This window comes from Geodermatophilus sp. CPCC 205761 (assembly GCF_051383655.1).
Taxonomy (GTDB): domain Bacteria; phylum Actinomycetota; class Actinomycetes; order Mycobacteriales; family Geodermatophilaceae; genus Geodermatophilus.
The window spans coordinates 23,018-45,788 of sequence record NZ_JALPKQ010000028.1; the positions used below are offsets into that span (position 1 = coordinate 23,018).

Genomic DNA, 22,771 nt, shown 5'->3' on the forward strand with positions numbered 1-22,771 from the left:
CGCTGGTGTTCGAGCGACTGCGCATGCCGGTCACTCCTCGTCCAGTTCCTGGCGGAGCACCCGGACGATCTCCTGGAACTCGCCACTGGTCTCGGTCTCCAGCGAGCGCGGCCGCGCCAGCGGGACGGGCGTCACGGAGCGGATCCGGCCGGGCCGCGGGGTGAGCAGGACGACCCGGTCGGCCAGGAAGACCGCCTCGTTGATGGAGTGCGTCACGAAGACGACGGTCGCGCCGGCCTGCGCGTGGATGGACTGCAGCTCCAGGTTCATCTTGTCGCGGGTGAGGGCGTCGAGCGCCCCGAACGGCTCGTCCATCAGCAGGATGGTCGGGTCGTAGCTCAGCGCCCGGGCGATCGCGGCGCGCTGCCGCATGCCCCCGGAGAGCTCCCGCGGGTAGGCGTTCTCGAACCCGGGCAGGCCGACCAGCTCGCAGAGCTCCGCCGCCCGCGCCCGGCGCGCCTTCTTGCCGACGCCGCGCAGCTTGAGCGGCAGCGCGATGTTGTCGGCGACGGTGTACCAGGGGAACAGGTTGGCGTCCTGGAAGACCAGGCCGAAGTGTTCGAAGGCCTCGTCGTTGCGCTTGCCGCCGCGCCAGATGCTCTGCCCGTCGGCGGTCACGGTCCCCGAGCTCGGCGGGAGCAGCCCGGCGAGGATGCGCAGCAGCGTCGTCTTCCCGCAGCCCGAGCGGCCGACCAGCGAGATGAACTCGCCGCGGCCGATGGAGAGGTTGACGTTGCTGAGCGCGTGCACCTCGCCGCGCCGCGCCTGGTAGATCTTGTCGACCCCGGTGACCTCGAGCTGGGCCTCCCGGAGTGGTGCGCTCGCCGCCGCCGGTGCGGCGGGCACGTGGGGCGCGGGTGCGGACACGGTCATGCCGTCCTCCCTGGAACCGGTCGGGGTGGTCATCACGGGGCCGGGGCGAAGTCGTTGGTGTACCACTCCTCCGGGTTCAGCCCCTCGGGCACGAAGCCCGACCCGGACATCTCCTCGTAGACCGTCTGCCACTGGTCGGGCAGGGTCCGGGCGATCTCCTCCTCGCCGGCCGCGGTCCACGACTCCACGTACTGGCTGAGGGCGCCGCGGGCGACCTCCGGGTCCTCGAGGGTCGGGATCGCGTACTCGGAGAGGCACTCGATGGTCTCGGCGAAGTCGTTGGCCTCGTCCTCGGCGACGAACAGCACCGCCTCGCGGATCGCGGCGAGGTAGGCGCGCAGCTGCTCCTGCGCCTCGGGGTCGTCGGCCTGCTCCTGCGAGGTGATGTAGACCTGGCCGCCGCTCTGCACGTCGTCGGACGGCGAGTAGATGACCGCCTCCGGCTGCTGGGCGTCGAGCGCCACCGCGGTGTCCAGCGAGACGACGTACCCGCCGATCCGGCCGGAGGTGACGAGGTCGAAGACGCCCGGCGCGAGGCCGACCACCTGCGTCTGCACGTCGTCGGGGTCGATGCCGGCCGAGGCGGCGGTGAGCTTGAGGATGATCTCGCTGGTGCCGCCCTCCGACGGCGTGCCCATCAGCCGGCCCTCGATGTCGGCCGCCGACTCCAGGGGGTCGGATTCGGCGGAGACGAAGCGGATGGTGCCGGTCTTGAAGATCTGGCCGACGTTGACCAGCGGCGCGTCCCGCTCGCCGATCGCGAGCATGGTCTCCATGTCGCCGACCCGCGTGATCAGCGCGCCCCCGGCGATCACCGTCTGGATCGCCTGGGCCGAACCCTGCGTCGTCTCGAAGCTGACGTTCAGGCCCTGCTCCTCGAACTGGCCGCAGGACGCCGCGACCAGCTCCGGGGTGAAGGTCAGGCTCTCCAGCGGGAGGATGTTGAGGAAGGTGACGTCCTGCAGCTCGCCGCCGCCCCCGCCGTCGCCGTCGCTCCCGGACGCCGCCTCGTCGTCCCCACCGCCGCAGGCGGCGAGCAGCGTCGCGGCGCTGGCCGCGGCGACCGCGGACCGCCACCGGCGGGAGCGGGGGCGGGAGCCGGAGGGGTGTGCGTCGGTGCGGGTCATCTGGGCTCTCCCTCGAGCGGACGGGACGACGGGGTCGCGCGGAACGGCCGCGGGGGTGTGGGGATCACGGTGACCTCCCTGCGGGGCGCACGAGCCGGGCGGAGTGGAGGGGGCGGGTCGCTGGTTCGACCGGGAGCGGAGAGTGTGCGGCATGCGATCACTCGTGCTCTTCCCGAACATATGACCCGCGTCACGGCGGTGTCAACGCCGCCGCCCCGATCGGCCGAGAGCGTGACCCGACCGTGACCCACGCCACACCGGCCTCGACCCGGCCGGGCGGCCCGGGTACGGTCTGTGCGGCAAGTGCGCAGTCGTTCGCATGCCGCACGCAAGGCCCGGCCCCCAGGAGGAGCCCGTGAGCAGTCAGCTGGAGACGAGGGACGCCGGCGTCCCGGCGGGGGACACCGACGCCGACGGCCGTCCCCGGGTGGACATGGAGACGCTGCGCCGCGTCATGGAGTACTACGCCCGCCAGGGGTGGACCGACGGGCTGCCGGTGATGCCGGTGACCGACTCCTACCTGGCGGAGTTCCTGGCCCGGACCTCCCGCGCGCCGGGCGACGTCGTGTTCCGGATGCCGCACCTCGACCGGGTCTGCACGGTCCGCTCGGCCGCCGTCAACGCGGCCATGGCCGGCTGCCTGCCCGAGTACTTCCCGGTGGTCCTCGCCGCCTGGGACGCCCTGACCGCCGAGGGCTACGCCGGCAAGGGGATCTGGCAGAGCACCACCGGCACCGCGCCGCTGCTGCTGGTCAACGGGCCGGTCCGGGAGCGGATCGGGCTCAACAGCCGCGGCAACGTCTTCGGCTCCGGGTTCCGGGCCAACGCCACGATCGGCCGGGCCGTCCGGCTGACCGCGATCAACGTCTTCGGTCTGCACCCGCACCAGCTCGACCAGGCCACCCAGGGCACGCCGGCCAAGTACACCTGCTGCATCGCGGAGAACGAGGAGGACAGCCCCTGGGCGCCGTTCCCGGCCGACCACGGGTTCGCGGCGGGCGACAGCACGGTGACCTCGATGCTGGTCCGCTCGGTGGTCCACCTCGAGGCCCGGCACACCACCGACCCCGAGCAGCTCGGCCGCGATCTCGCCGGCACGCTGGCCCGCACCGGCGCCCTGGTGCACGAGACGATCAGCGGCTGCCTGGTGCTCGGTCCCGAGCACGCGCACCTGTTCGCGGCGGCCGGCTGGTCGAAGGCCGACGTCCGACAGTTCGTGTTCGAGCACGCGGTGAACACCCGCGAGCGGCTGGCCGAGGTCGGCAAGGACGCCGTCTCGCGGGAGACGCGCTGGCGGCTGCCGGCCGCCCACCCCGACGCGGTGCCGGACACCGCGTCCTCGACCGGGCAGGACCTCGTCCCGGTGCTCAACTCGCCCGAGGCGCTGCTGGTGACCGTCGCCGGCGCGCACAACGCCGGCGTCTCCGCCGTGGCCGAGACCTTCGGCCCGCGCGGCGGGCAGCCGGCGATCGCCCGCGTCCAGGACGCACCCACCCAGGAGGACAGCCGATGACCACCGTGCACGAGCCGGCCCGCGACACCCCCGTCTACGGGGAGTTCGACGTCGTGGTCGTCGGCGGGGGACCGGCCGGGATCATGGCCGCCACCGCCGCCGCCCGGACGGGGCGCTCCACGATCCTGCTCGAGCGCTACGGCTTCCTCGGCGGCGCCGGCACGATGGGCGGGCTGTCCACGTTCTGCGGGCTGCACGCCAAGGTGCGCGGCGAGCACCGGCAGGTCATCCACGGCCTGGCCGACGAGCTGCTCGAGCGGCTGGTCAAGCTCGACGGGCTCAACGAGCCGCACCTCACCATCAACGACGGCATCCTCGCCCAGGCCTTCGACATCTCCAGCTACAAGCTGGCCGCCGACGAGCTGGTCACCGGCTCCGGCGCCCGGCTGCTCTTCCACGCCGTCGCCGTGGGCGTGGTCATGGCCGACGACGCGACGATCGACGCCGTCCTCATCGAGTCCAAGTCCGGGCGGGCCGCCGTCCGCGGGCGGGTCATCGTCGACGCCTCGGGGGACGCCGACGTCGCCGCCTGGGCCGGCGTGCCGTTCGAGAAGGCGCCGCACCTGCTCTACCCGTCGCTGATGTTCCGGATCAACGGCGTCGACGTCGCCGCGGCCGGGGACGCGCCGTGGCGCACCGTCGAGCGGCTGATGAACGAGGCGGAGGCGGCCGGCACGCACACCTTCCCGCGCAAGAAGCCGATCGTCCGGCCGCAGCGCAACCCGCTGGAGTGGCGGGCCAACCTCACCCAGCTGTCCAACCCCGACGGCAGCGCCGTCGACGGCACCGACGTCGACCAGCTGACCCACGGGGAGCTGCAGGGCCGCCGGCAGGCCTTCGACGCCTTCGACTTCATCAAGCACCGGACGCCGGGCTTCGAGAACTCCTACATCGTCGACCTCGCCCCCCAGGTCGGGATCCGCGAGACCCGGCGGGTGTTCGGCGAGTACCGGCTCACCGAGGACGACGTGCTGGACTGCGCGGACTTCCCCGACACGATCGGCGTCAACGGCTGGCCGGTGGAGGCGCACGTGGCCGGCACCGTCGAGTTCCGCTGGCAGCGGGGCGAGGACTCGCGCGGCTACAACCAGCTGCCCTACCGGATGGTCGTGCCGCAGGGGGTCGACAACCTCTTCGTCGCCGGGCGGTGCGCCTCGATGACGCAGGGCGGGCAGTCCTCGGCGCGGGTCACCGGGCCCTGCTTCGCGATGGGGGAGGCCGTCGGCACCGCCGCCGACCTGGCCCTCGCCGGCGGGCTGGCCGTCCGCGACGTGCCGGTGCCCGAGCTGCAGCGCCGGCTGGAGCGGGCCGGCGCCTTCCTGGGCCGCGGGGAGGAGTGATGGCGCAGCTGCGCAGCAACTTCCCGGTCGGCGGCACCCCGTGGGCGATGCGCCGGGCGCAGTGGACCGCGCTCGGGCTCACCGACGAGGACATGGAGAAGCCGAAGATCGCCATCGTCAACAGCTCGTCGAAGCTGGCCAGCTGCTTCAGCCACCTCGACGACGTCGTCCCGCCGCTGATGGCGGCGATCCGGGCGGCCGGCGGGGTGCCCTTCGAGGTGCGCACCGCTGCGCCCAGCGACGCCATCACCAGCGCCGGGGCGCAGGGCCGCTACATCCTGCCCACCCGGGACCTCATCGCCAGCGACATCGAGGTCGCCGTCGAGGGCGCCCAGCTCGACGGCATGGTCACCCTCGCCTCCTGCGACAAGACCACGCCCGGCCAGCTCATGGCCGCCGGCCGCCTGGACCTCCCGACGATCGTCGTCGGCTGCGGCTACCAGCCCTCCGGCGTCTACCGGGGCGAGCACGTCGACTTCGAGGACGTCTTCCTCTACGCCGGCCACGTCGCCACCGGCGCGATGACCGTGGAGGAGCTCGCCGAGATGGCCTCGGTGGCCGTCAGCGGCCCCGGCGTCTGCGCCGGCATGGGGACGGCGAACTCCATGCACATCGCCACGGAGGCCCTGGGCATGGCGATGCCCGGCAGCACGCCGGTGCTGGCGCTGAGCGACAAGATGTTCGCCGACGCCGAGCGGGCCGGCCGGCGGATCGTGGACCTGGTGCGCGAGGACCTCCGGCCGCGCCAGATCCTCACCCGGGGCGCCTTCCGCAACGCGGTGACCGCGGTGCTGGCGATCAGCGGGTCGGTCAACTGCGTCAAGCACCTGCAGGCGATCGCCGTCGAGGCCGGCTGCGACGTCGACGTCCTCGCGCTGTTCGAGGAGCTCGCGCCGCGGGTGCCGCTGCTGACCGGGGTCAAGCCCAACGGCGAGCGCCGGATCGACGAGTTCGAGGCCGCCGGCGGCGCGCAGGCACTGCTGTACCAGCTGCGGCCGCTGCTGGACCTCGACCAGCCGACCGTCGACGGCCGCACGATGGGCGAGGTGCTCGGCGGGGTGACCGTCGGCGACGCCGACGTCATCCGGCCGGTCGACGACCCGCTGGCCACCCACCCCGGCATCACGATCGTCCGCGGCTCGCTGGCGCCGGAGGGGGCGGTGGTCAAGCGCACCGTCGCCGACGACGGGCTGCACCGCTTCACCGGCCCGGCGAAGGTCTTCTCCTCCCGCGACGCGGGGCTGGCCGGCATCCGCGGCGGCCAGGTGCAGGCCGGCGACGTCGTCGTGCTCAGCGGGCTCGGCCTGCGCGGCTCGCCGGGCATGGCGCTGACCTCGGCGTTCATCTTCGCCCTCGACGGGGCCGGGCTCGGCGACCAGGTCGTCGTGGTCACCGACGGGCAGATGTCGGGGCTGGTCAACAAGGGTCTCGTCGTCGCCGAGGTGAGCCCCGAGGGCGCCGTCGGTGGGCCGCTGGGCCTGGTCCGCGACGGCGACGTCATCTCCGTCGACGTCGACGCGCGCACCCTCGACCTGGACGTGCCGGCCGAGGAGCTCGACCGGCGCCGGGCCGAGCTGCCGCCGCTGCGCGCCCCGAGCGGCTGCGGGTGGCTGGACGTCTACGCCCGGACGGTGTCGCCGCTGGGGCGGGGCGCGACGCTCGGCGGCTGAGCCGCGGTCCGGCCGGCGAGGAACCAGGCGACCAGCGCCGCGAGGACCGCGGCGCAGGTGCCGATGAGCCCGATGACGGTGTAGGCGACGCCGGCGGGCAGGTCCCCCCCGGCCGGCGTCGCCACGGCGAGGACCGTCGCGGTCGACGCGCTGCCCACCGAGAAGCCCGCGTAGCGCAGCACCTGGTTCAGCGCCATGGCGCTGCCGGTCTCCGAGGGCGGGACGGCGGAGACGACCAGCCCCGCGGCCGCGGCGAACACCGTGCTGACCCCCAGCCCGGCGACCGCGGTGATGATGAACAGCACCCAGAGCTCGCCGCGGTACAGCGCGAACATGGCCTGGGACGCGGCCATCAGGAGCGCGCCGGTCGAGAGCACCACCCGGGGCCGGACGCGCTCGCCCAGCCGCCGGGAGAGGGGCCCGGCGAGCATGCCGGCCATCGAGAACGGCAGCAGCAGCAGGCCGGCGACCAGCCCGGAGGCCCCGAAGCCGTAGCCGCTGTCCTCGGGGGTCTGGGCGAGGATCGGCACCGAGCCGAGCATCAGGTAGTTGGCCAGGCTGACCAGCAGCACCGCGCCGTGGCCGGCGGCCGGCAGCCGGCCGCGGGCCAGCCGGAGGTCGATGAGCGGCGCGCGGACCCGCAGCGCGACCACCACCCAGGCGGCCAGCAGCAGGACCGACGCCGCGCTCAGCAGCAGCACCGGGGGCGAGGTCCAGCCCCAGCCCTCACCCTCGCTGAGGGTGAGGAGGGCGCCGGCGAGGCCACCGCCGAGCAGGAGGGCGCCGGGCAGGTCGAACCGGCGCGCCGGGGCCGGCGCGGCCGGCGGCAGCACGAGGGCGGCGGCGACGAGCGCGCCGGCGCAGATGGCCGTCGCCGTCCAGAAGGCGGCGCCGGGGCCGCCGTAGGTGGCCAGCGCCCCGGCGACCGGGTACCCGAGGCCCACGCCCGAGACGACGGTGATCGACAGCGCGGCGATGGTCCGGCGGGACCGGGCCGGCGGCAGGGCCTCGCGCGCGGTGGCGATGAGCAGGGGCATGAGCCCGAGCCCGAAGCCCTGCAGCCCGCGGCCGGCCAGGAACCAGCCGAGGGACAGCGGCAGCGCGGTGAGCACGCCGCCGAGCACCACCAGTCCGAGGGCGGTGAGGGCGATGGCCCGGCGGTGCGACCCGTCGCCGAGCCGGCCGAGCACCGGCGTGGCGACCGCGCCGACCAGCAGCGGCATGGTGAGCGACCACTGGGCCACGTGCAGCGGCACGTCGTACAGCTCGGCGACGGCCGGGATGAGCGGGGCACCGACGCTGCTCGTGACCGCGACGACGGTGGCGACGAGGACGAGCACCGGCACGAGCACCGGCACGAGCACCCGGGAGGCGCCCGGCGCGCCGGCGCCCGGGCGCGCGGACGCCGGCGACCCGGGACCCGGGTCGCCGGCGTCCGTCGCCGCGTCCTGCGTACTCAGGCGGCGGCCTTGCCGGTGACGTTGTGCGGGTCGATGACGTACTTCTTGGCGACGCCGGAGTCGAACTCCGCGTAGCCGCGCGGGGCGTCGTCGAGCGAGATCACCGCGGCGTTGACCGCCTTCGCGATCTGCACCTTGTCGTGCAGGATCGCCATCATCAGCTGCCGGTTGTAGCGCATCACCGGGCACTGGCCGGTGGTGAACGACAGCGACTTGGCCCAGCCGGTGCCCAGCGAGATCGACAGCGCGCCGACCTTGGCGGCCTCGTCGATGCCGCCCGGGTCGCCGGTCACGTAGAGACCGGGGATGCCGAGCGAGCCGCCGGCCGCGGTGATCTCCATGAGCGAGTTGAGCACCGTCGCCGGCGCCTCCTGCTGCGCGCCGTCGCCGTGCCCGCGGGCCTCGAAGCCGACGGCGTCGACGCCGGCGTCGACCTCGGGGACGCCGAGGATCTGCTCGATCTGGTCCTTGGGGTCGCCCTTGGAGACGTCGACGGTCTCGCAGCCGAAGGCGCGGGCCGCGGCCAGCCGGTCCTCGTTGAGGTCGGCGACGATGACCACCGCCGCGCCGAGCAGCTGCGCGGAGACCGCCGCGGCCAGGCCGACCGGGCCGGCCCCGGCGACGTAGACCGTCGAGCCGGTGGTGACCCCGGCGGTGTAGGCGCCGTGGTACCCGGTCGGGAAGATGTCCGACAGCATGGTCAGGTCGAGGATCTTCTCGATCGCCTGGTCCCGGTCGGGGAAGCGCAGCAGGTTCCAGTCGGCGTAGGGGACCATCACGTACTCCGCCTGGCCGCCCTGCCAGCCGCCCATGTCGACGTAGCCGTAGGCCGAGCCGGGGCGGTCGGGGTTGACGTTCAGGCAGATGCCGGTCTTGCCCTCCTTGCAGTTGCGGCAGCGGCCGCAGGAGATGTTGAACGGCACCGAGCAGACGTCGCCGGTCGTGATGAACTCCACGCCCGGCCCGGTCTCCACGACCTCGCCGAGGATCTCGTGGCCGAGCACCAGGCCGTGCGGCGCGGTGGTGCGGCCGCGGACCATGTGCTGGTCGCTGCCGCAGATGTTGGTGGTCAGCACCTTCAGGATGGCGCCGTGCGGCACCTGACGGCCGACGTTGTCCGGGTGCACCCCGGGGCCGTCCTTGAGCACGAGCTCCGGGTAGTCGAGGTCGGTGATCTCGACCTTGCCCGGGCCCTGGTAGGTCACGCCGCGGTTGTTCGCCATGGGGTCCTTCTCCTCGTCGTCGAGTGGACGCCGGCACGGTGGCCGCTGCCGGCGCGGACGGTCAACTGGTGCTTCCAGGAGGTGGGAGAGCCGGCGGGGAACCCGCCGCCCACCCCCTGGACGGTCCTTCCGCGGGGAAGCCCATCGAACCCGCCGAACGGCGCGCGCTCGTCGAGCTGGGCGGCGCCGTGGCCGTTGACGAAGGTGTACCCGGTGCGCAGCCGCGCCGCGACCGCGGCGGCACGGTGCGGGTCGGCGGTCCGGAACAGCCCGGTCCGGATCCCCGGCAGCTGGTCGGGGGACACCATGCGTCCTGCTCTCCCGTCGGTACAGGGGCCTGCGGCGTGCTCGCGCGCGGGTGCTGGAGGTCACGGTAGGGCCGGGGGACCGGGTCCGCCCGGGCCCTCCGACGGCACCGGGACCCGCCGTGGCGGAGCCCCGGGGCGCGACATCCGACGTACGCGGCGGGCGCCGGTGTCCGGGGGCTAGCGTCGGCGGCACCGGCCCGCACACCGCCAGGAGGACGACGCCGTGCCCACCGTGCGCGAGACCACCTTCGACCTGCTCCGGACCTGGGGCCTGACCACCGTGTTCGGCAACCCGGGGTCCAACGAGCTGCCCTTCCTCGACGGGTTCCCCGACGACTTCCGCTACGTGCTCGGCCTGCACGAGGGCGCGGTGCTGGGCATGGCCGACGGGTACGCCCAGGCCACCGGCCGCCCGGCGCTGGTGAACCTGCACTCCGCCGCCGGCCTGGGCAACGCCATGGGCAACCTGGCCAACGCCAAGGCCTGCGGGACGCCGCTGGTGGTGACCGCCGGCCAGCAGGCCCGCCCGATGGTCGGCCTGGGGTCGATGCTCGGCGAGCCGGCCATGACCCGCGTCCCCGAGCCGCAGGTCAAGTGGTCGTTCGAGCCGACCCGCGCCCAGGACGTCCCCCGGGCCCTGTCCGAGGCCCACCACCTGGCCACGCTGCCGCCGACCGGTCCGGTCTTCGTCTCCCTCCCGCTCGACGACTGGGCGCAGCCGGTGGACCCGGTCGAGGTCGCCCATCTCGGCGGCCGCCGGGTGCGCCGGGCCGGCGGCCTCGACGACGAGCTGCTCGCGGAGCTGGCCGGCCGGCTGGCCGCCGCCCGCAACCCGGTGCTGGTCGTGGGCCCCGAGGTCGACGACGAGCGCGCCTTCCCCCGGGTGGTGGCGCTGGCCGAGCGGCTGCAGGCGCCGGTGTGGACGGCCCCCTCGGCGCCGCGGTGCCCCTTCCCGACGCGCCACCCGCTGTGGCAGGGCCTGCTGCCGCCGAGCATCGCCGGCGTCGCCGCGCACCTGGACGGCGCCGACCTGGTCCTCGTGCTCGGCGCGCCGGTGTTCCGCTACCACGTCTACGTGCCCGGCCCGTGGCTGCCCGAGGGTGCCGAGCTGGTCGCCGTCGGCAGCGACCCCGGCACGGCCGCCCGGGCCGCGTTCGGCGACGCGATCGTCGCCGACGTCGCCACCGTCGCCGGCCAGTTGCTGACCGGGCTGGCCGACCTGCCGCCGCGGCCGGAGCGCCCGGCGCCGGAGCGGGCGGTCGCCGCCGAGCCGGGAGCGGCGCCGTTCACCGCGGACGCCGTGCTCGGCCTGCTCAGCCGGTCGGTTCCGGGGCACACCCGGTTCGTCAACGAGTCGACCGCGAACACGGCGCAGTTCTGGTCGCACCTGGACCTCGCCACCCCGCGCGGGCTGTTGTTCCCGGCCGCCGGCGGCCTGGGCTTCGGCGTTCCCGCTGCGGTGGGTGCCGCGCTGGCCGACCCCGCCCGCCCGGTGGTCGCCGTCCTCGGCGACGGCGCCTTCCAGTACGGCGTCCAGGCGGTCTGGACGGCGGTGCAGCACCAGCTGCCGGTGACCTTCGTCGTCCTGCGCAACGGCGTCTACGGGGCGCTCGCCTCGTTCGTGGGCCAGCTGGGCGTGTCGAAGATCCCCGGGCTGGAGCTGCCGGGCCTGGACGCCGTGACGATCGCGGAGGGCTACGGCCTGCCGGCCCGCGCGGTGGCGTCGGCCGAGGAGCTGTCCGAGGAGCTGTCCGCCGCCGGCAAGGCGGAGGGGCCGCGCCTGATCGAGGTGCCGATCACGGCCGAGACCCGCACCCTCGGCTGACCGCCCCCCGGAGGGCAGAGATGGCCACTTCTGCCCTCGGGCGGCGTCGCTGCAGGTGGGGCGGCCGGCTGCGACGCATGACGTAGCCGGCCTCGCCGCGACGACCGAACGGAAGCGGGTCGGCGGGCTCAGGACTTCCCGGGCCCGACCGGCTTCCATCTGGAGAGCTGTGCAACCGGAGTCACGACCCGGTTCCACACCCATGTGCCCACAGGCGTCCAGAGGAGCTCACCCGTGGCCAGATCCACCACCACTGCGCCCGCGAAGGCCGGCCCGTCGAAGAAGGGCATCTTCGCGGCCAGCTTCGTCGGCACGTCGATCGAGTGGTACGACTACTACATCTTCGGCACCGCCGCAGCGCTGGTGTTCGGCACCGTCTTCTACCCCGAGTTCGACCCGACCGCGGGCACCATCGCCGCGTTCGCCACCTTCGCCGTCGGCTTCATCGCCCGCCCGCTCGGCGCCGCGGTCATCGGCCACTTCGGTGACCGGATCGGCCGCAAGTCGATGCTCGTGCTCACCCTGCTGCTCACCGGCGGGTCGACCTTCCTCATCGGTGTCCTTCCGACCTACGCCGCGATCGGCGTCGGCGCCCCGCTGCTGCTGGTCGCGCTGCGGCTGATCCAGGGCTTCGGCGTCGGCGGCGAGTGGGGCGGCGCGGTGCTCATCGCCACCGAGCACGCCAGCCCCCGCCGGCGCGCGGTCTACGGCAGCTTCGCCCAGTTCGGCGTCCCGGTCGGCGTCCTGACCTCCAACCTGGCCTTCCTCGCCGTCTCGGGCATGGACAACGAGGACTTCCTGGCCTGGGGGTGGCGGATCCCGTTCCTCATCAGCATCGTGCTGGTCCTCGTCGGCTTCTTCGTCCGCAGCAAGCTGCAGGACGCCCCCGAGTTCCAGGAGGTCAAGGAGAAGAAGCAGGTCATCAAGATCCCGGTGGCCGAGCTGCTCAAGCGGCAGCCGCGCACGCTCGTCCTGGCCAGCCTGGCCTCGATCGCCCCGCCCGCGGTGGGGTACACGGTGATCGTCTACATGCTCACCTACGGCACCACGGTCGTCGGCTTCGACCGGACGACGCTGCTGTGGCTGATCCTCGGCTCGACCGCGGTCTGGATCGGCACGATCGTCGTGGCCGCCCTGCTGTCCGACCGGTTCGGTTCCAAGCCGGTGTTCGCGATCGGTGCGCTCACCGCGGTGCTCTGGCCGCTGCCCATGTTCGCGCTGGTCAACACCGGCAACGCCGCCGCGGCGCTGCTCGCGTTCGTCGTCGCCGCGTTCGTGCAGGGGATCATGGCCGGCGCGCAGGGCGGTCTGTTCACCGAGATCTTCGAGGTGAAGACGCGCTACAGCGGCATCTCGATCGCCTACCAGCTCGGCGGCATGATCGGCGGCGCGGTCACCCCGATCGCCGCCACCGCGCTCTACGGCGCCTACGAGTCCTCGACGCCGATCGCGATCTACGTGGCGGTGCTCTCGCTGGTCAGCCTGCTGGCCGTCCTCGGCATCCGCGTGGTGCCCGAGCGGGAGCAGTCCGACGCCGACCGGCTGGGCACGTCGGCCGTGACCGCCGGCTGAGCCGCACCTCCCGCACCACCGACGGCGCCGGCCGGGACCGCAGGGTCCCGGCCGGCGCCGTCGTCCTGCCGGGGGACCAGCGGGGTAGCGTGCTCGCGGTCGCACCCGGCCGGGGCGCGCGGTGGGAACGTCGGGACGAGGCTGAGGTGCGCAGCGAGGGAGGAGCCAGGGCCGGCGCGGCGTGGCCACCGGGGACGGGCGAGGACCCTGTGCTGCGCGCGCTGGTCGAGGTCTCCGCCGACGGACTGGCCCTGGTCGACGACGACGGCCGGGTGCTGGGACTCAACGCCGCGGCCGCGCAGATCCTCGGCTCACCGGCGGCCGATCTCCTCGGTGCCCGGCTGCCCGTCGACCCGGCCGGACACGACCCCGACGGGGCCGACCTGCGGCGGACCGGCTGGTCGACGCCCGGTGGCGGCCGCCGGGACCTCGAGTACCGCCTGCTGCCGGTCGCCCCCGGCCGCTGGGCGGTGTGGTTCAGCGACGTCACCGACACCGTGCGCCAGCAGCAGCGGCTCACCGCGATCACCCGGGCGGCCGCCAGCGTGGCCGACGCCTGGTCGCTGCGGGCAACCCTCGACGCGGTGGCCCGCGAGATCGCCATGACCGCCGGCATCGCCGCCGTCCAGATCCTCGCGCTCGAGGACCCTCGGGAGGACCTCCGGCTGCTCGGCATGGCCGGCTTCGGCGACGCTGTCGACTTCCCGGAGAAGCTGGCGCTGTGCCGCCAGCTCGGTGCGCAGGTCCTGTTCATGGAGGCACTCGACCGCCGGGAGCCGATCGTCAGCCTGCACCGCAAGCCGGTGATCATGAGCGATCCGCGGTGGGCGCCGCTGCACGAGGTGATGGACGTCCCCGACTGGGACAGCTTCGTCTCCATGCCGCTGGTGGTCCGTGGCCGCGGCCTCGGCGTCATCAACGCCTACTACCTGCCGGGGGAGGACCCCGGACCCGGCTCGCTGGCGTTCCTCGAGGCCATGGCCGACTCCGCCGCGGTGGCGATCGAGACCGCGGCGCTGCTCGCCTCCACCCGGTCCCGGGCCCAGTCCGACGAGCGCCGCCGGCTGGCCCGTGACCTGCACGACTCCGTCGTCCAGCAGGTGTTCTCGATGCGGATGCAGGCCGAGGCCCTGCGCGCGCACCTCGGCGGGGCCGGTGCCGACCCCGAGGCGGTGCGCAGCGGCGCGGAGGAGCTGGCCCAGCTCTCCGCCAGCGCGCTGGCCGACCTGCGCGGCCTGGTGTTCGAGCTGCGGCCGCTGGACCTCGCGGAGAACGGGCTGGTCGAGGCGGTGCGGTCGCACGCGGCGAGCGTCGAGGCACGGACGGGTCTGCTGGTGGAGGTGCACGCCCCCGACGGCCTCGAGCTCGACGCGGACGTCGACGTCCAGGAGGACCTCTACCGGATCGTCCAGGAGGCGCTGCACAACGTGGTCAAGCACGCCAACGCCACCCGGGCCGACATCCTCATCGGGCGGTCGGCCGGCGGCGGGCTGTGCGTCGAGGTCACCGACGACGGCTCCGGCGCCGCACCGGACGCGGCGGCGGACGAGCCGGAGGCCGGCGACGGCGTGCCGCGGGCGAGCCTGGGGCTGGTGTCGATGCGCGAGCGGAGCGAGCGCTGGGGCGGCCGGCTGGCGGCCGGTGCCCGCCCGGAGGGTGGCTGGCGGGTCGCGGTGACGTTGCCCGCGCCGGGCGGCGAGGCGACGAGGGAGGCCGACCGATGAGCACCGACCCCGCACCGGCGACGATCGGCGTGCTGCTGGTCGACGACCACGCGATCGTCCGGCGAGGGGTACAGGCCTACGTGGCGAGCATCCCGGAGCTCACCGTGCTGGGCGAGGCCGGCGACGGCCAGCAGGCGGTCGACCTGCTGCACCAGTGGCGGACCACCGGCCAGCGGATGCCCGACGTCGTCCTCATGGACCTGCAGATGCCCCGGATGGACGGCGTCGCCGCCACCGGGGCGATCGTCCGCGACCACCCCGGCACGAAGGTCGTCGTCCTCACCAGCTTCGGCGAGGTGGAGCGGGTGCACGCCGCACTGGCGGCCGGCGCCGCCGGCTACGTGCTCAAGGACGCCGACCCCGCCGAGGTCGCCCGGGCCATCACCGCGGCCGCCGCCGGCGAGGTGCACCTGGACTCCGCGGTCGCCCGGCAGTTGGCCCGCCGGATGGCCGCGCCGCAGGCCGGCCTCACCTCGCTGACCGCGCGGGAGCGGGAGATCCTCGCGCTGGTCGCCCAGGGGCACTCCAACCGCGACATCGCCGACACGCTCGTCATCAGCGAGCGCACCGCCCGCACCCACGTGAGCAACGTGCTGAGCAAGCTGCAGCTGTCCAGCCGCACCCAGGCGGCGCTCCTGGCCATCCGCGAGGGGCTCATCACGCCCCCGGCCTGACGGACCTCCCGGCGGTTTCCGCGGTAACCGACGGCGGACCTCCCGGCGGTTTCCGCGGAAACCGACCACGGCGGAGAGTTCGAAGGGGGGTCAGGCGTCGGTGATGCCGTACGACTTGATCTTCCGGTAGAGGGAGCTGCGCGCCATCCCGAGGGCGGCGGCCGCGTGAACGCGGTTGCCGCCGCACTGCTGCAGGGCCCGGACGATCGCGTCGCGCTCCGCGGCCTCGATCGGGGTCGGCGTGCGGGTGCCGGCCGTGCGGCAGTACGCGGGCAGGTCCTCCGGCCGGATGTCCCCCACCGGCCGGGTCAGGAGCGCGAGGTACAGCGCCTCGCGCAGCTGCGTCACGTTGCGCGGCCACGAGTAGCGGCTGATCAGCCGGTTCGTCTCGGGCAGGAGCCGCACCCGGCGGCCGGGCGCGAGTTCCGAGAGCAGCCGGGCGACGACCAGGGGGAGGTCGTCGGTGCGAAAGCGCAGCGGCGGCAGCGTCACCGCCTGCTCGAAGAGGCCGAGCACCGCCTGGAAGGGCAGGTCCGCGCCGACGTTCGCATCGCTCAGCGTCGCGGCGACGAGGCGCCGCCCGCGGTCCACGGACGTGAGGAACGTGCGTAGCCGGTCGATCCCGTCGGCACCGACGCGGTCGATGCCGGCCAGGACGAGGAGGGTGGGGACGGCCTCCGCGTCGGCGAGCACCTCCTCGGCATCGCGCACGACCTGGTCGGCCGGGCCGGTCACGAGGCGTCCCGACGGGTGGGCACGGCCGAACAGCTCTGCGACGAGGGTGCGTTTGCCAGTTCCCGCCTCGCCCATGACGAGGATGCGGTCCTCGCGCTCGAGGCCCGCCGTGATCTGCGCGCACGCGCCTATCCACCCCGGCGACCGGCCGTCGGACACCGGGGCGGCCGGCGGACGGGCAAGGCCGCGGGCGCGCGGGGCCTGCTGATCGCGGGCGGTCGACGGTGCTGCCCGCCCGCGCTGCGTCGGGACGTCGGGCCGCTGCCCGGTGGGCTCGTCGTCGAGCAGCAGCACGATGCCGGCGACCTCGTCCCCGGCGACGATGCGGGTCGCGCGCAACCGCACCGTGCGACCGGAGTCGAGGGCGAAGGACTCCGAGACCCGGTCCCGCCGGCTCATGAGGAACAGCGCGTGCTGGTGGATCGCGAACTGCTCGGCGGGTGCGAACAGCTGCTGGGCGCGCCGGTTGACCATGAGCGAGTCGCCCACGGCCATGACGGCCTGCCGCGGGCGGGCATCGGCCTTGACGAACGTCTCGAACAGGGCCTGTGTGGCCCGCGTGCGGTCGTGCAGAAGGTTCTGGCCGATGTCGGCGGCGGCGCGCCGGACCAGCGTGTGCACCAGGGGGTCCCAGCTCTCGGCGAGCGAGCTGACGTCCAGGACCCCCTCGACCCGGCCGGTCACCGGGTCGAGGATCGGGGCACCGGTGCACGCGAACTTCACGAGGGCCTCGGTGAAGTGCTCAGCCCCCACGACGGCGACCGACGATCCGGTCTCGAACACGGTCCCGATCCCGTTGGTCCCGACACCGCGTTCGCCGAAGTCGAACCCGGCGGTGAAGTCCACCCGGTCGAGCAGCCGGCCGACGGACGTCGAGCAGTCCAGCCGGTGCACGATCCGCGCATGGGCGTCCGACAGCGCGATGGTGAGGGGGACGTCGACCATCTCGTCGGCCAGCCGTCCGATGACCGGGCGGGCGCACCGAACGAGCCGGGAGTCCAGGTCGACGTCCTCGTGGTGGGTGATCCGGTACTCGTCGGCGTCGACGCCGGCGTCCCTGCTGCGCCGCCAGGAGGCCGCGACCAGGTCCCGCACACCGGCTGCCCCGGCTCCGCCGTGCTCGAGGAACTCGGCCCGAGCGGCGGCCGCGACGCGCAACCGGTCCTGCTGGCCTGCCTCCATCGGCACCTCCGCGAGGTCGCTCGCCGGGCCCCGTTGCCGGATGCGTCCTGGTGATCACCGGCGGGGGCGTGCCGAGGACTGTCCCAAACTGGGACGGCCGGCCCAGGTGGGTCAGCCCTGACGATGAGCCCTGGAGTGATCCAGGACACAGCGAAGGGTAGGGCATCTGATGACAGTCGCAGCAGCGGCGACGGCCGAGGCCGACGGCGGATCGGCGACCCGCGAGCTCGACGCCCTGGTGATCGGCACCGGCGTGGCCGGTCTGTACCAGCTCCACCAGTTGCGCGAGCAGGGGCTGCGGGTGCGTGCCTACGACGCGGCGGCCGACGTCGGCGGGACGTGGTTCTGGAACCGCTATCCCGGGGCCCGGTTCGACTCCGAGGCCTACATCTACCAGTACCTGTTCTCGGAGGAGCTGTACGAGGGCTGGAGCTGGAGCCAGCGGTTCCCCGACCAGCCCGAGATCGAGCGGTGGATGCACTACGTCGCCGATCGCCTCGACCTGCGCCGCGACATCCAGTTCTCCACCACCGTCACCGGCGCCCGGTTCGACGAGGACAGGGAGCGGTGGACGGTCATCACCGACCGCGGCGAGACGATCGACACGCAGTTCCTCGTCACCTGCGCAGGCATGCTGTCGGCACCGCTCACCGACGTATTCCCTGGGCAGGACACCTTCCGCGGCACCGTCGTCCACACCTCACGCTGGCCGGCCGACGGCGTCCATCTCGACGGCAAGCGGGTCGGCGTGGTGGGCATCGGGGCGACCGGCATCCAGGTGATCCAGACGATCGCCGACCGGGTCGGGCACCTGACGGTCTTCGCCCGCACCCCCCAGTACGTGCTGCCCATGAAGAACCCGCAGTTCGGGCCGGAGGAGGTGGCCGCCTACAAGGCGCGCTTCCCCGAGCTGCGCGAGACCCTTCCCCGCACCTTCACCGGCTTCGAGTACGAGTGGCAGCACGCCTGGGCCGACCTCACCCCGGAGCAGCGGCGCGAGCACCTGGAGGACATCCACGCCAACGGCTCGCTGAAGCTCTGGCTGGCCTCGTTCGCGGAGATGTTCTTCGACGAGGACGTCAACGCGGAGGTCTCGGAGTTCGTGCGCGCGAAGATGCGCGAGCGGCTCCGGGACGACCCGCACCTGTGCGACGTGCTGATCCCCGCCGACTACGGGTTCGGCACCCACCGGGTGCCGCTGGAGACCGACTACCTCGAGGTCTACCACCGGCCGAACGTCGAGCTGGTCGGCCTCCGGGACAACGCCGTCTCGCACGTCGTCCCCGAGGGCCTCGTGCTGGCCGACGGCACGCTGTACGAGCTGGACGTCCTGATCCTCGCGACGGGCTTCGACGCCGGAACCGGTGCGCTCACCCGCATCGACATCCGCGGTCGCGGCGGCCGCTCCCTCACCGAGGACTGGGGCCGCGACATCCGCACCACGATGGGCCTGATGGTGCACGGTTACCCGAACCTGCTCACCACCGCCGTCCCGCTCGCACCCTCGGCCGCGCTGTGCAACATGACGACCTGCCTGCAGCAGCAGACCGAGTGGATCAGTGACCTGATCCGCCACCTGCGGGCCGAGGACAAGACCGTCATCGAGCCCATCAAGGAGACCGAGGACGCCTGGGTCGCCCACCACGACGAGACGGCCGGCGCCAACCTGATCTCCCGGACGTCGTCCTGGTACCTCGGCGCGAACGTCCCGGGCAAGCCCCGGCGCGTTCTGTCCTACACCGGCGGCGTGGGCACCTACCGGGAGAAGTGCGACGAGGTGGCCGCCGCCGGCTACCCGGGCTTCGAGATCCGCTGACCCCCTTCCGTGCGCCGGGATCTCCGCCGCACCGCCCCACCACCTCTGGGAGGACTGCGATGACGCAGACGACACAGACCACGAAGGCGTTCGCGGACGCGGCCGACGCGATCCTCGACCGTGCCGTCCGGGCGGAGGCCCCGGTGGCCGGCGTCGTCGCCATCGCCACCGACCGGGAGGGCAACGTCTACGAGGGGGCGGCCGGAGCCCGCCGCCTCGGCGGGGACGACGCCATGACGACCGACACCGTCTTCGCGCTGTTCTCGACCACCAAGGCCGTCACCGCGACGGCCGTGCTCCAACTGGTCGAGGAGGGCCGGGTGGACCTGGACGCCCCCGCCCGCACCTACACCCCCGGGATCGGCGACCTCAAGGTCCTCGACGGCTTCGACGCGGACGGCTCGCCGCGGCTGCGCGACCCCAAGCGGGAGATCACGACCCGGCACCTGCTGACCCACACCGCCGGCTTCGGCTACGACTTCTTCAACGAGCACTACAACCGGCTGGCCACCGAGCACGGCCAGCCCAGCATCATCACCGCGACCCAGGCCTGCCTTCGGACCCCGCTGCTGTTCGACCCCGGGGAGCGGTGGGAGTACGGCAGCAACATCGACTGGGCCGGCCAGGTGGTGGAGGGCGTCACCGGTGAGCGCCTCGGCGACGTCTTCGCCGCGCGGATCTTCGAGCCCCTCGGCATCCGGGACACGTCCTTCGAGCTCGACGACCGGCTGCGGGCGCGGCGGGCGACGATGCACGAGCGGGGTGACGACGGGGCGCTGCGCCCGATGGACGACTTCGAGCTGCCGCAGCCGCCCGAGGCCCACATGGGTGGTCACGGGCTGTACGGCACGGTCGGGGACTACATGCGCTTCATCCGGATGTGGCTCAACGACGGCCGAGGCGAGAACGGCGTCGTGCTCCGGCCGGAGACGGTGGAGATGGCCGTGCAGAACCACCTCGGGGACCTCAAGGTGACGATGCTGCCGGGGGTGATCCCGTCGCTGTCCAACGACGCGGAGTTCTTCCCCGGGCTGTCCAAGTCGTGGTCGCTGCCGTTCATGGTCAACGACGAGCCGGCCCCGACCGGCCGGCCGGCCGGCGCCCTGGGGTGGGCCGGCCTGGCCAACCTCTTCTACTGGGTGGACCGGGCCAACGGGTACGGCGGTTTCTGGGCGACCCAGATCCTCCCGTTCGGTGACGCCACCTCGTTCGGCGGCCACCTGGAGTTCGAGACGGCCCTGTACGCCTCGCTCGCGCGCTGACCGCCGCCGGCGATCTCCGGCCTCGACCGCCGTGGTGGCCCCAGCGGGCCGCCCCGGCGGTCGCGGCGTGCCCGGGGAGGCGTCGGCCGCCCGCCGTGGCCCGGGCTGTTGACCAGGACATCTGTCGTAGGGCGACCGGCCGCGGGTGGCCGTGACGGAGCTGACATCGCGCCGATCCGGCGGGGGTGCCCGCTGCCTACTGTCGACGTACGTGCGGTCCCCCGTGGTCCCGCTGCCGGGACGAGCGCCCGGTGCTAGACCTGCCGATGTCACCGCCCCGCGCCGCACCCTGGAGTCCGCATCCGATGACCGAGAGTCCCCGCCCGGCGGAGCAGCTGTGGTGAGCCGGCACGTCATCGTCCGCAGGACCACGCTCACCACCACCTCGCCGTCGACCGACGGCATGTTCGGCGAGCTGTTCGCCACTCAGCTGGCTGCCCGCGGGGTACAGGGCCTGGTCATGGACGCCGGGGTGCGCGATGTGGCGGAGCTGACCGCGATGCGCTTCCCGGCCTGGTCACGCGCGGTGTCCGCCCAGGGCACCGTGCAGGCCAGCCCGGGCTCGGTCACCCCCACCCTCGAGCGGCTCGGCGTCACCTACGTCGACGAGACCCCCGACCCCACCTGAACCCGATCCACCCGAGACATCTCAAGGAGTCCCCGATGGCAGCCAACCCCATCGTCATGAACGGCTGGTACCTCGGCGCCTGGACCGAGGAGGTCGGCCGGACGCTCATGCAGCGCTGGATCTGCGGGCGGCCGGTCTGCTTCTACCGGCTGTCCGACGGCAGCGTGAACGCGATCGAGGACCGCTGCCCGCACCGCCGTTACCCGCTGTCGCTGGGCCGGCTCGAGGACGACGACGTCATCACCTGCAACTACCACGGCTACAAGATCGACGCCGGCGGCGCGTGCGTCGGGGTCGCCGAGCAGCCGGACCTGCCCAAGGGCGCGACGGTGCACCGCTTCCCGGTGGTCGAGCGCTACGGCATCGTGTGGATCTGGCCCGGGGACCCGGAGAAGGCCGACCCGGCCGACATCCCGGACGTGTCCTGGCTGACCGACGAGAACTGGACCCACGTGCACGGCTCGGTCGGGCTGAAGTCCCGCCAGGTGCTGCTGGTGGAGAACCTGCTCGACCTGACCCACGAGACGTTCCTGCACCCGACCTCGATCGGCAACGCCGCGGTCGCCGCCACCCCGATCGACGTGATCGGCGAGGGCAACCGGGTGTCCTTCATCCGGCACATGGTCGACATCGAGGCCCCGCCGTTCTACCGCTCCTCGATGGGCGTGACCACGAACATCGACCGCTGGCAGGACGGCGACTTCTACGCGCCGGGCATCTTCATCCTCAACATCCGGATCGCCCCGACCGGCACCGAGGAGCCCGAGGGCTTCCACATGAAGGTCATCTACGGCATGACGCCGGAGACCGAGACCACCACGCACGACTTCTTCGCCCTCGGTCGGGACTACAAGATCGACGACGCCGAGCTGTCGGAGTTCCAGCTCAAGCAGCAGCTGGCGGTCATGAAGGAGGACGTCGACGCGCTGGAGATCCAGGAGCTGATGGTCGCCACCGACCCGGGGATGGTCGAGTCCTCGATCCGCTCCGACGTCGCGGGCATCCGCGGCCGCCGGCTGCTGGAGAAGATGGCCAAGGCCGAGGCGGCCGCCCGCGGCGAGGCCCCGGCCCGGCCGGCGCGCCCCGCCCGCCCGGCGACCGCCGCCCCGACCCCGGAGCCGGCGGGCCAGGCATGACCACGTTCGTCCTGGTCCACGGGGCCTGGCACGGCGGCTGGTGCTGGGACCGGGTGGCCCCGCTGCTCCGCGGCGCCGGCCACGAGGTCCACGCCCCGACGCTGACCGGGCTGTCGGAGCGCAGTCACCTGCTCTCGCCGCTGGTGGGGCTGGACACCCACGTCGAGGACGTGGTCCGGCTGATCGACACCTTCGGCCTGCGCGACGTCGTCCTGGTCGGGCACAGCTACGCGGGGCAGATCGTCACCGCGGTCGCCGACCGGCGCCCCGACGCGATCGCCAAGCGGGTGTACCTCGACGCCTTCGTCGGCGACGACGGCGAGGCGGCGCGCGACCTGCTGCCCGAGCAGGTGGAGCACCACTGGGCGGAGTCCGCGGCCGAGCAGGGCTTCGGCTGGCTGGTGCCGGTGCGCAAGCTGTCGGTGCTGGGCGTGACCGAGCAGGCCGACGTCGACTGGCTGACGCCGAAGCTCACCCCGCACCCGTGGAAGACCTACCTCGACCGGCTCGACCTGACCGGCGCCGCCGACGCGGTGCCGGCCGCGTTCGTCGAGTGCGTGACCTGGATGCGGGTCTTCCAGGCCCAGGCCGAGCGGGCCCGCGCACGCGGCTGGCCGGTGCACGAGCTCGACACCGGTCACGAGGCGATGGTCACCGCCCCCAAGGCGCTCGCCGACGTCCTGCTCGACCTCGCCCGCTGACC

At 73.6% G+C, this 22,771-nt stretch carries 18 protein-coding genes; 12 read left to right on the forward strand and 6 right to left on the reverse strand.

Annotation, left to right across the window (positions count from 1 at the left end):
* Positions 1–30: 30 nt before the first annotated feature.
* A complete protein-coding gene (locus tag MY526_RS17025; RefSeq protein WP_436693784.1) occupies positions 31–873 on the reverse strand; it encodes an ABC transporter ATP-binding protein in 843 nt (280 codons plus the stop codon).
* 32 nt (positions 874–905) lie between these two features.
* Positions 906–2,000 (reverse strand): ABC transporter substrate-binding protein, encoded by a 1,095-nt coding sequence (locus MY526_RS17030; protein ID WP_436704632.1) that lies wholly within the window; start codon positions 1,998–2,000, stop codon positions 906–908.
* A 355-nt stretch (positions 2,001–2,355) separates the two neighbouring features.
* Here MY526_RS17030 and MY526_RS17035 point away from each other — a divergent pair, with 355 nt between their 5' ends.
* The 3 genes from MY526_RS17035 to MY526_RS17045 are packed head-to-tail and all read left to right on the forward strand — an operon-like array spanning position 2,356 to position 6,523.
* A complete protein-coding gene (locus MY526_RS17035; protein WP_436693786.1) occupies positions 2,356–3,513 on the forward strand; it encodes a hypothetical protein in 1,158 nt (385 codons plus the stop codon).
* Positions 3,510–4,853, forward strand: a complete 1,344-nt coding sequence (locus MY526_RS17040) for an FAD-dependent oxidoreductase (RefSeq protein ID WP_436693787.1) — start codon at positions 3,510–3,512, stop codon at positions 4,851–4,853. The genes MY526_RS17035 and MY526_RS17040 overlap by 4 nt, the downstream gene beginning before the upstream one ends.
* A complete protein-coding gene (locus MY526_RS17045) occupies positions 4,853–6,523 on the forward strand; it encodes a dihydroxy-acid dehydratase (protein WP_436704634.1) in 1,671 nt (556 codons plus the stop codon). Before MY526_RS17040 ends, MY526_RS17045 begins: the two co-directional genes overlap by 1 nt.
* Here the strand turns inward: MY526_RS17045 and MY526_RS17050 are convergent.
* The 3 genes from MY526_RS17050 to MY526_RS17060 all read right to left on the reverse strand — a co-directional run bounded on the left by MY526_RS17050 (position 6,472) and on the right by MY526_RS17060 (position 9,514).
* Complete coding sequence (locus MY526_RS17050; protein WP_436704636.1) at positions 6,472–7,881, reverse strand: MFS transporter; 1,410 nt, start codon at positions 7,879–7,881, stop codon at positions 6,472–6,474. The genes MY526_RS17045 and MY526_RS17050 overlap by 52 nt on opposite strands.
* Positions 7,882–7,979: 98 nt before the next feature.
* Complete coding sequence (gene fdhA / locus MY526_RS17055; RefSeq protein ID WP_436704638.1) at positions 7,980–9,206, reverse strand: formaldehyde dehydrogenase, glutathione-independent; 1,227 nt, start codon at positions 9,204–9,206, stop codon at positions 7,980–7,982.
* The gene (locus tag MY526_RS17060; protein WP_436704640.1) at positions 9,185–9,514 is read right to left on the reverse strand and encodes a hypothetical protein; all 330 of its coding nucleotides are present in this window, start codon (positions 9,512–9,514) and stop codon (positions 9,185–9,187) included. The genes fdhA and MY526_RS17060 overlap by 22 nt, the downstream gene beginning before the upstream one ends.
* A gap of 223 nt (positions 9,515–9,737) precedes the next feature.
* Here MY526_RS17060 and mdlC point away from each other — a divergent pair, with 223 nt between their 5' ends.
* The 4 genes from mdlC (at position 9,738) to MY526_RS17080 (ending at position 15,309) form a co-directional block, all read left to right on the forward strand.
* Positions 9,738–11,339, forward strand: a complete 1,602-nt coding sequence (gene mdlC, locus MY526_RS17065; protein WP_436704642.1) for a benzoylformate decarboxylase — start codon at positions 9,738–9,740, stop codon at positions 11,337–11,339.
* Positions 11,340–11,573: 234 nt separating this feature from the next.
* Complete coding sequence (locus tag MY526_RS17070) at positions 11,574–12,911, forward strand: MFS transporter (RefSeq protein ID WP_436704643.1); 1,338 nt, start codon at positions 11,574–11,576, stop codon at positions 12,909–12,911.
* A gap of 209 nt (positions 12,912–13,120) precedes the next feature.
* Positions 13,121–14,635, forward strand: a complete 1,515-nt coding sequence (locus MY526_RS17075; protein WP_436704645.1) for a histidine kinase — start codon at positions 13,121–13,123, stop codon at positions 14,633–14,635.
* A complete protein-coding gene (locus tag MY526_RS17080) occupies positions 14,632–15,309 on the forward strand; it encodes a response regulator transcription factor (RefSeq protein WP_436693796.1) in 678 nt (225 codons plus the stop codon). Before MY526_RS17075 ends, MY526_RS17080 begins: the two co-directional genes overlap by 4 nt.
* A gap of 90 nt (positions 15,310–15,399) precedes the next feature.
* On the opposite strand, the gene MY526_RS17085 is transcribed toward MY526_RS17080, so the two are convergent.
* A complete protein-coding gene (locus MY526_RS17085) occupies positions 15,400–17,226 on the reverse strand; it encodes a sigma-54-dependent Fis family transcriptional regulator (protein WP_436693797.1) in 1,827 nt (608 codons plus the stop codon).
* A 169-nt stretch (positions 17,227–17,395) separates the two neighbouring features.
* Here MY526_RS17085 and MY526_RS17090 point away from each other — a divergent pair, with 169 nt between their 5' ends.
* From MY526_RS17090 to MY526_RS17110, 5 genes are all read left to right on the forward strand, one after another.
* Complete coding sequence (locus MY526_RS17090; protein ID WP_436704647.1) at positions 17,396–19,042, forward strand: flavin-containing monooxygenase; 1,647 nt, start codon at positions 17,396–17,398, stop codon at positions 19,040–19,042.
* 59 nt (positions 19,043–19,101) lie between these two features.
* The gene (locus MY526_RS17095; protein ID WP_436704649.1) at positions 19,102–20,304 is read left to right on the forward strand and encodes a serine hydrolase domain-containing protein; all 1,203 of its coding nucleotides are present in this window, start codon (positions 19,102–19,104) and stop codon (positions 20,302–20,304) included.
* 340 nt (positions 20,305–20,644) lie between these two features.
* Positions 20,645–20,932: a hypothetical protein gene (locus tag MY526_RS17100; RefSeq protein WP_436693800.1), complete on the forward strand. Its 288-nt coding sequence runs from the start codon at positions 20,645–20,647 to the stop codon at positions 20,930–20,932.
* 35 nt (positions 20,933–20,967) lie between these two features.
* A complete protein-coding gene (locus MY526_RS17105; RefSeq protein ID WP_436693801.1) occupies positions 20,968–22,068 on the forward strand; it encodes a Rieske 2Fe-2S domain-containing protein in 1,101 nt (366 codons plus the stop codon).
* Positions 22,065–22,769 carry an alpha/beta fold hydrolase gene (locus tag MY526_RS17110; protein WP_436693802.1) on the forward strand — a complete coding sequence of 235 codons (705 nt, stop codon included), beginning with the start codon at positions 22,065–22,067 and terminating at the stop codon, positions 22,767–22,769. The genes MY526_RS17105 and MY526_RS17110 overlap by 4 nt, the downstream gene beginning before the upstream one ends.
* The last annotated feature ends 2 nt before the right edge of the window (positions 22,770–22,771 follow it).

Bases quoted from the DNA above. Each gene is read 5' to 3' on its own strand.
- MY526_RS17025 (WP_436693784.1), bottom strand. From the start codon at position 873: ATGACCGTGTCCGCACCCGCGCCCCACGTGCCCGCCGCACCGGCGGCG.
- MY526_RS17085 (WP_436693797.1), bottom strand. From the start codon at position 17,226: ATGGAGGCAGGCCAGCAGGACCGGTTGCGCGTCGCGGCCGCCGCTCGG.
- MY526_RS17110 (WP_436693802.1), top strand. From the start codon at position 22,065: ATGACCACGTTCGTCCTGGTCCACGGGGCCTGGCACGGCGGCTGGTGC.
- fdhA (WP_436704638.1), bottom strand. From the start codon at position 9,206: ATGGCGAACAACCGCGGCGTGACCTACCAGGGCCCGGGCAAGGTCGAG.
- MY526_RS17030 (WP_436704632.1), bottom strand. From the start codon at position 2,000: ATGACCCGCACCGACGCACACCCCTCCGGCTCCCGCCCCCGCTCCCGC.
- MY526_RS17045 (WP_436704634.1), top strand. From the start codon at position 4,853: ATGGCGCAGCTGCGCAGCAACTTCCCGGTCGGCGGCACCCCGTGGGCG.
- MY526_RS17090 (WP_436704647.1), top strand. From the start codon at position 17,396: ATGACAGTCGCAGCAGCGGCGACGGCCGAGGCCGACGGCGGATCGGCG.
- MY526_RS17105 (WP_436693801.1), top strand. From the start codon at position 20,968: ATGGCAGCCAACCCCATCGTCATGAACGGCTGGTACCTCGGCGCCTGG.
- MY526_RS17060 (WP_436704640.1), bottom strand. From the start codon at position 9,514: ATGGTGTCCCCCGACCAGCTGCCGGGGATCCGGACCGGGCTGTTCCGG.
- MY526_RS17080 (WP_436693796.1), top strand. From the start codon at position 14,632: ATGAGCACCGACCCCGCACCGGCGACGATCGGCGTGCTGCTGGTCGAC.
- MY526_RS17040 (WP_436693787.1), top strand. From the start codon at position 3,510: ATGACCACCGTGCACGAGCCGGCCCGCGACACCCCCGTCTACGGGGAG.
- MY526_RS17095 (WP_436704649.1), top strand. From the start codon at position 19,102: ATGACGCAGACGACACAGACCACGAAGGCGTTCGCGGACGCGGCCGAC.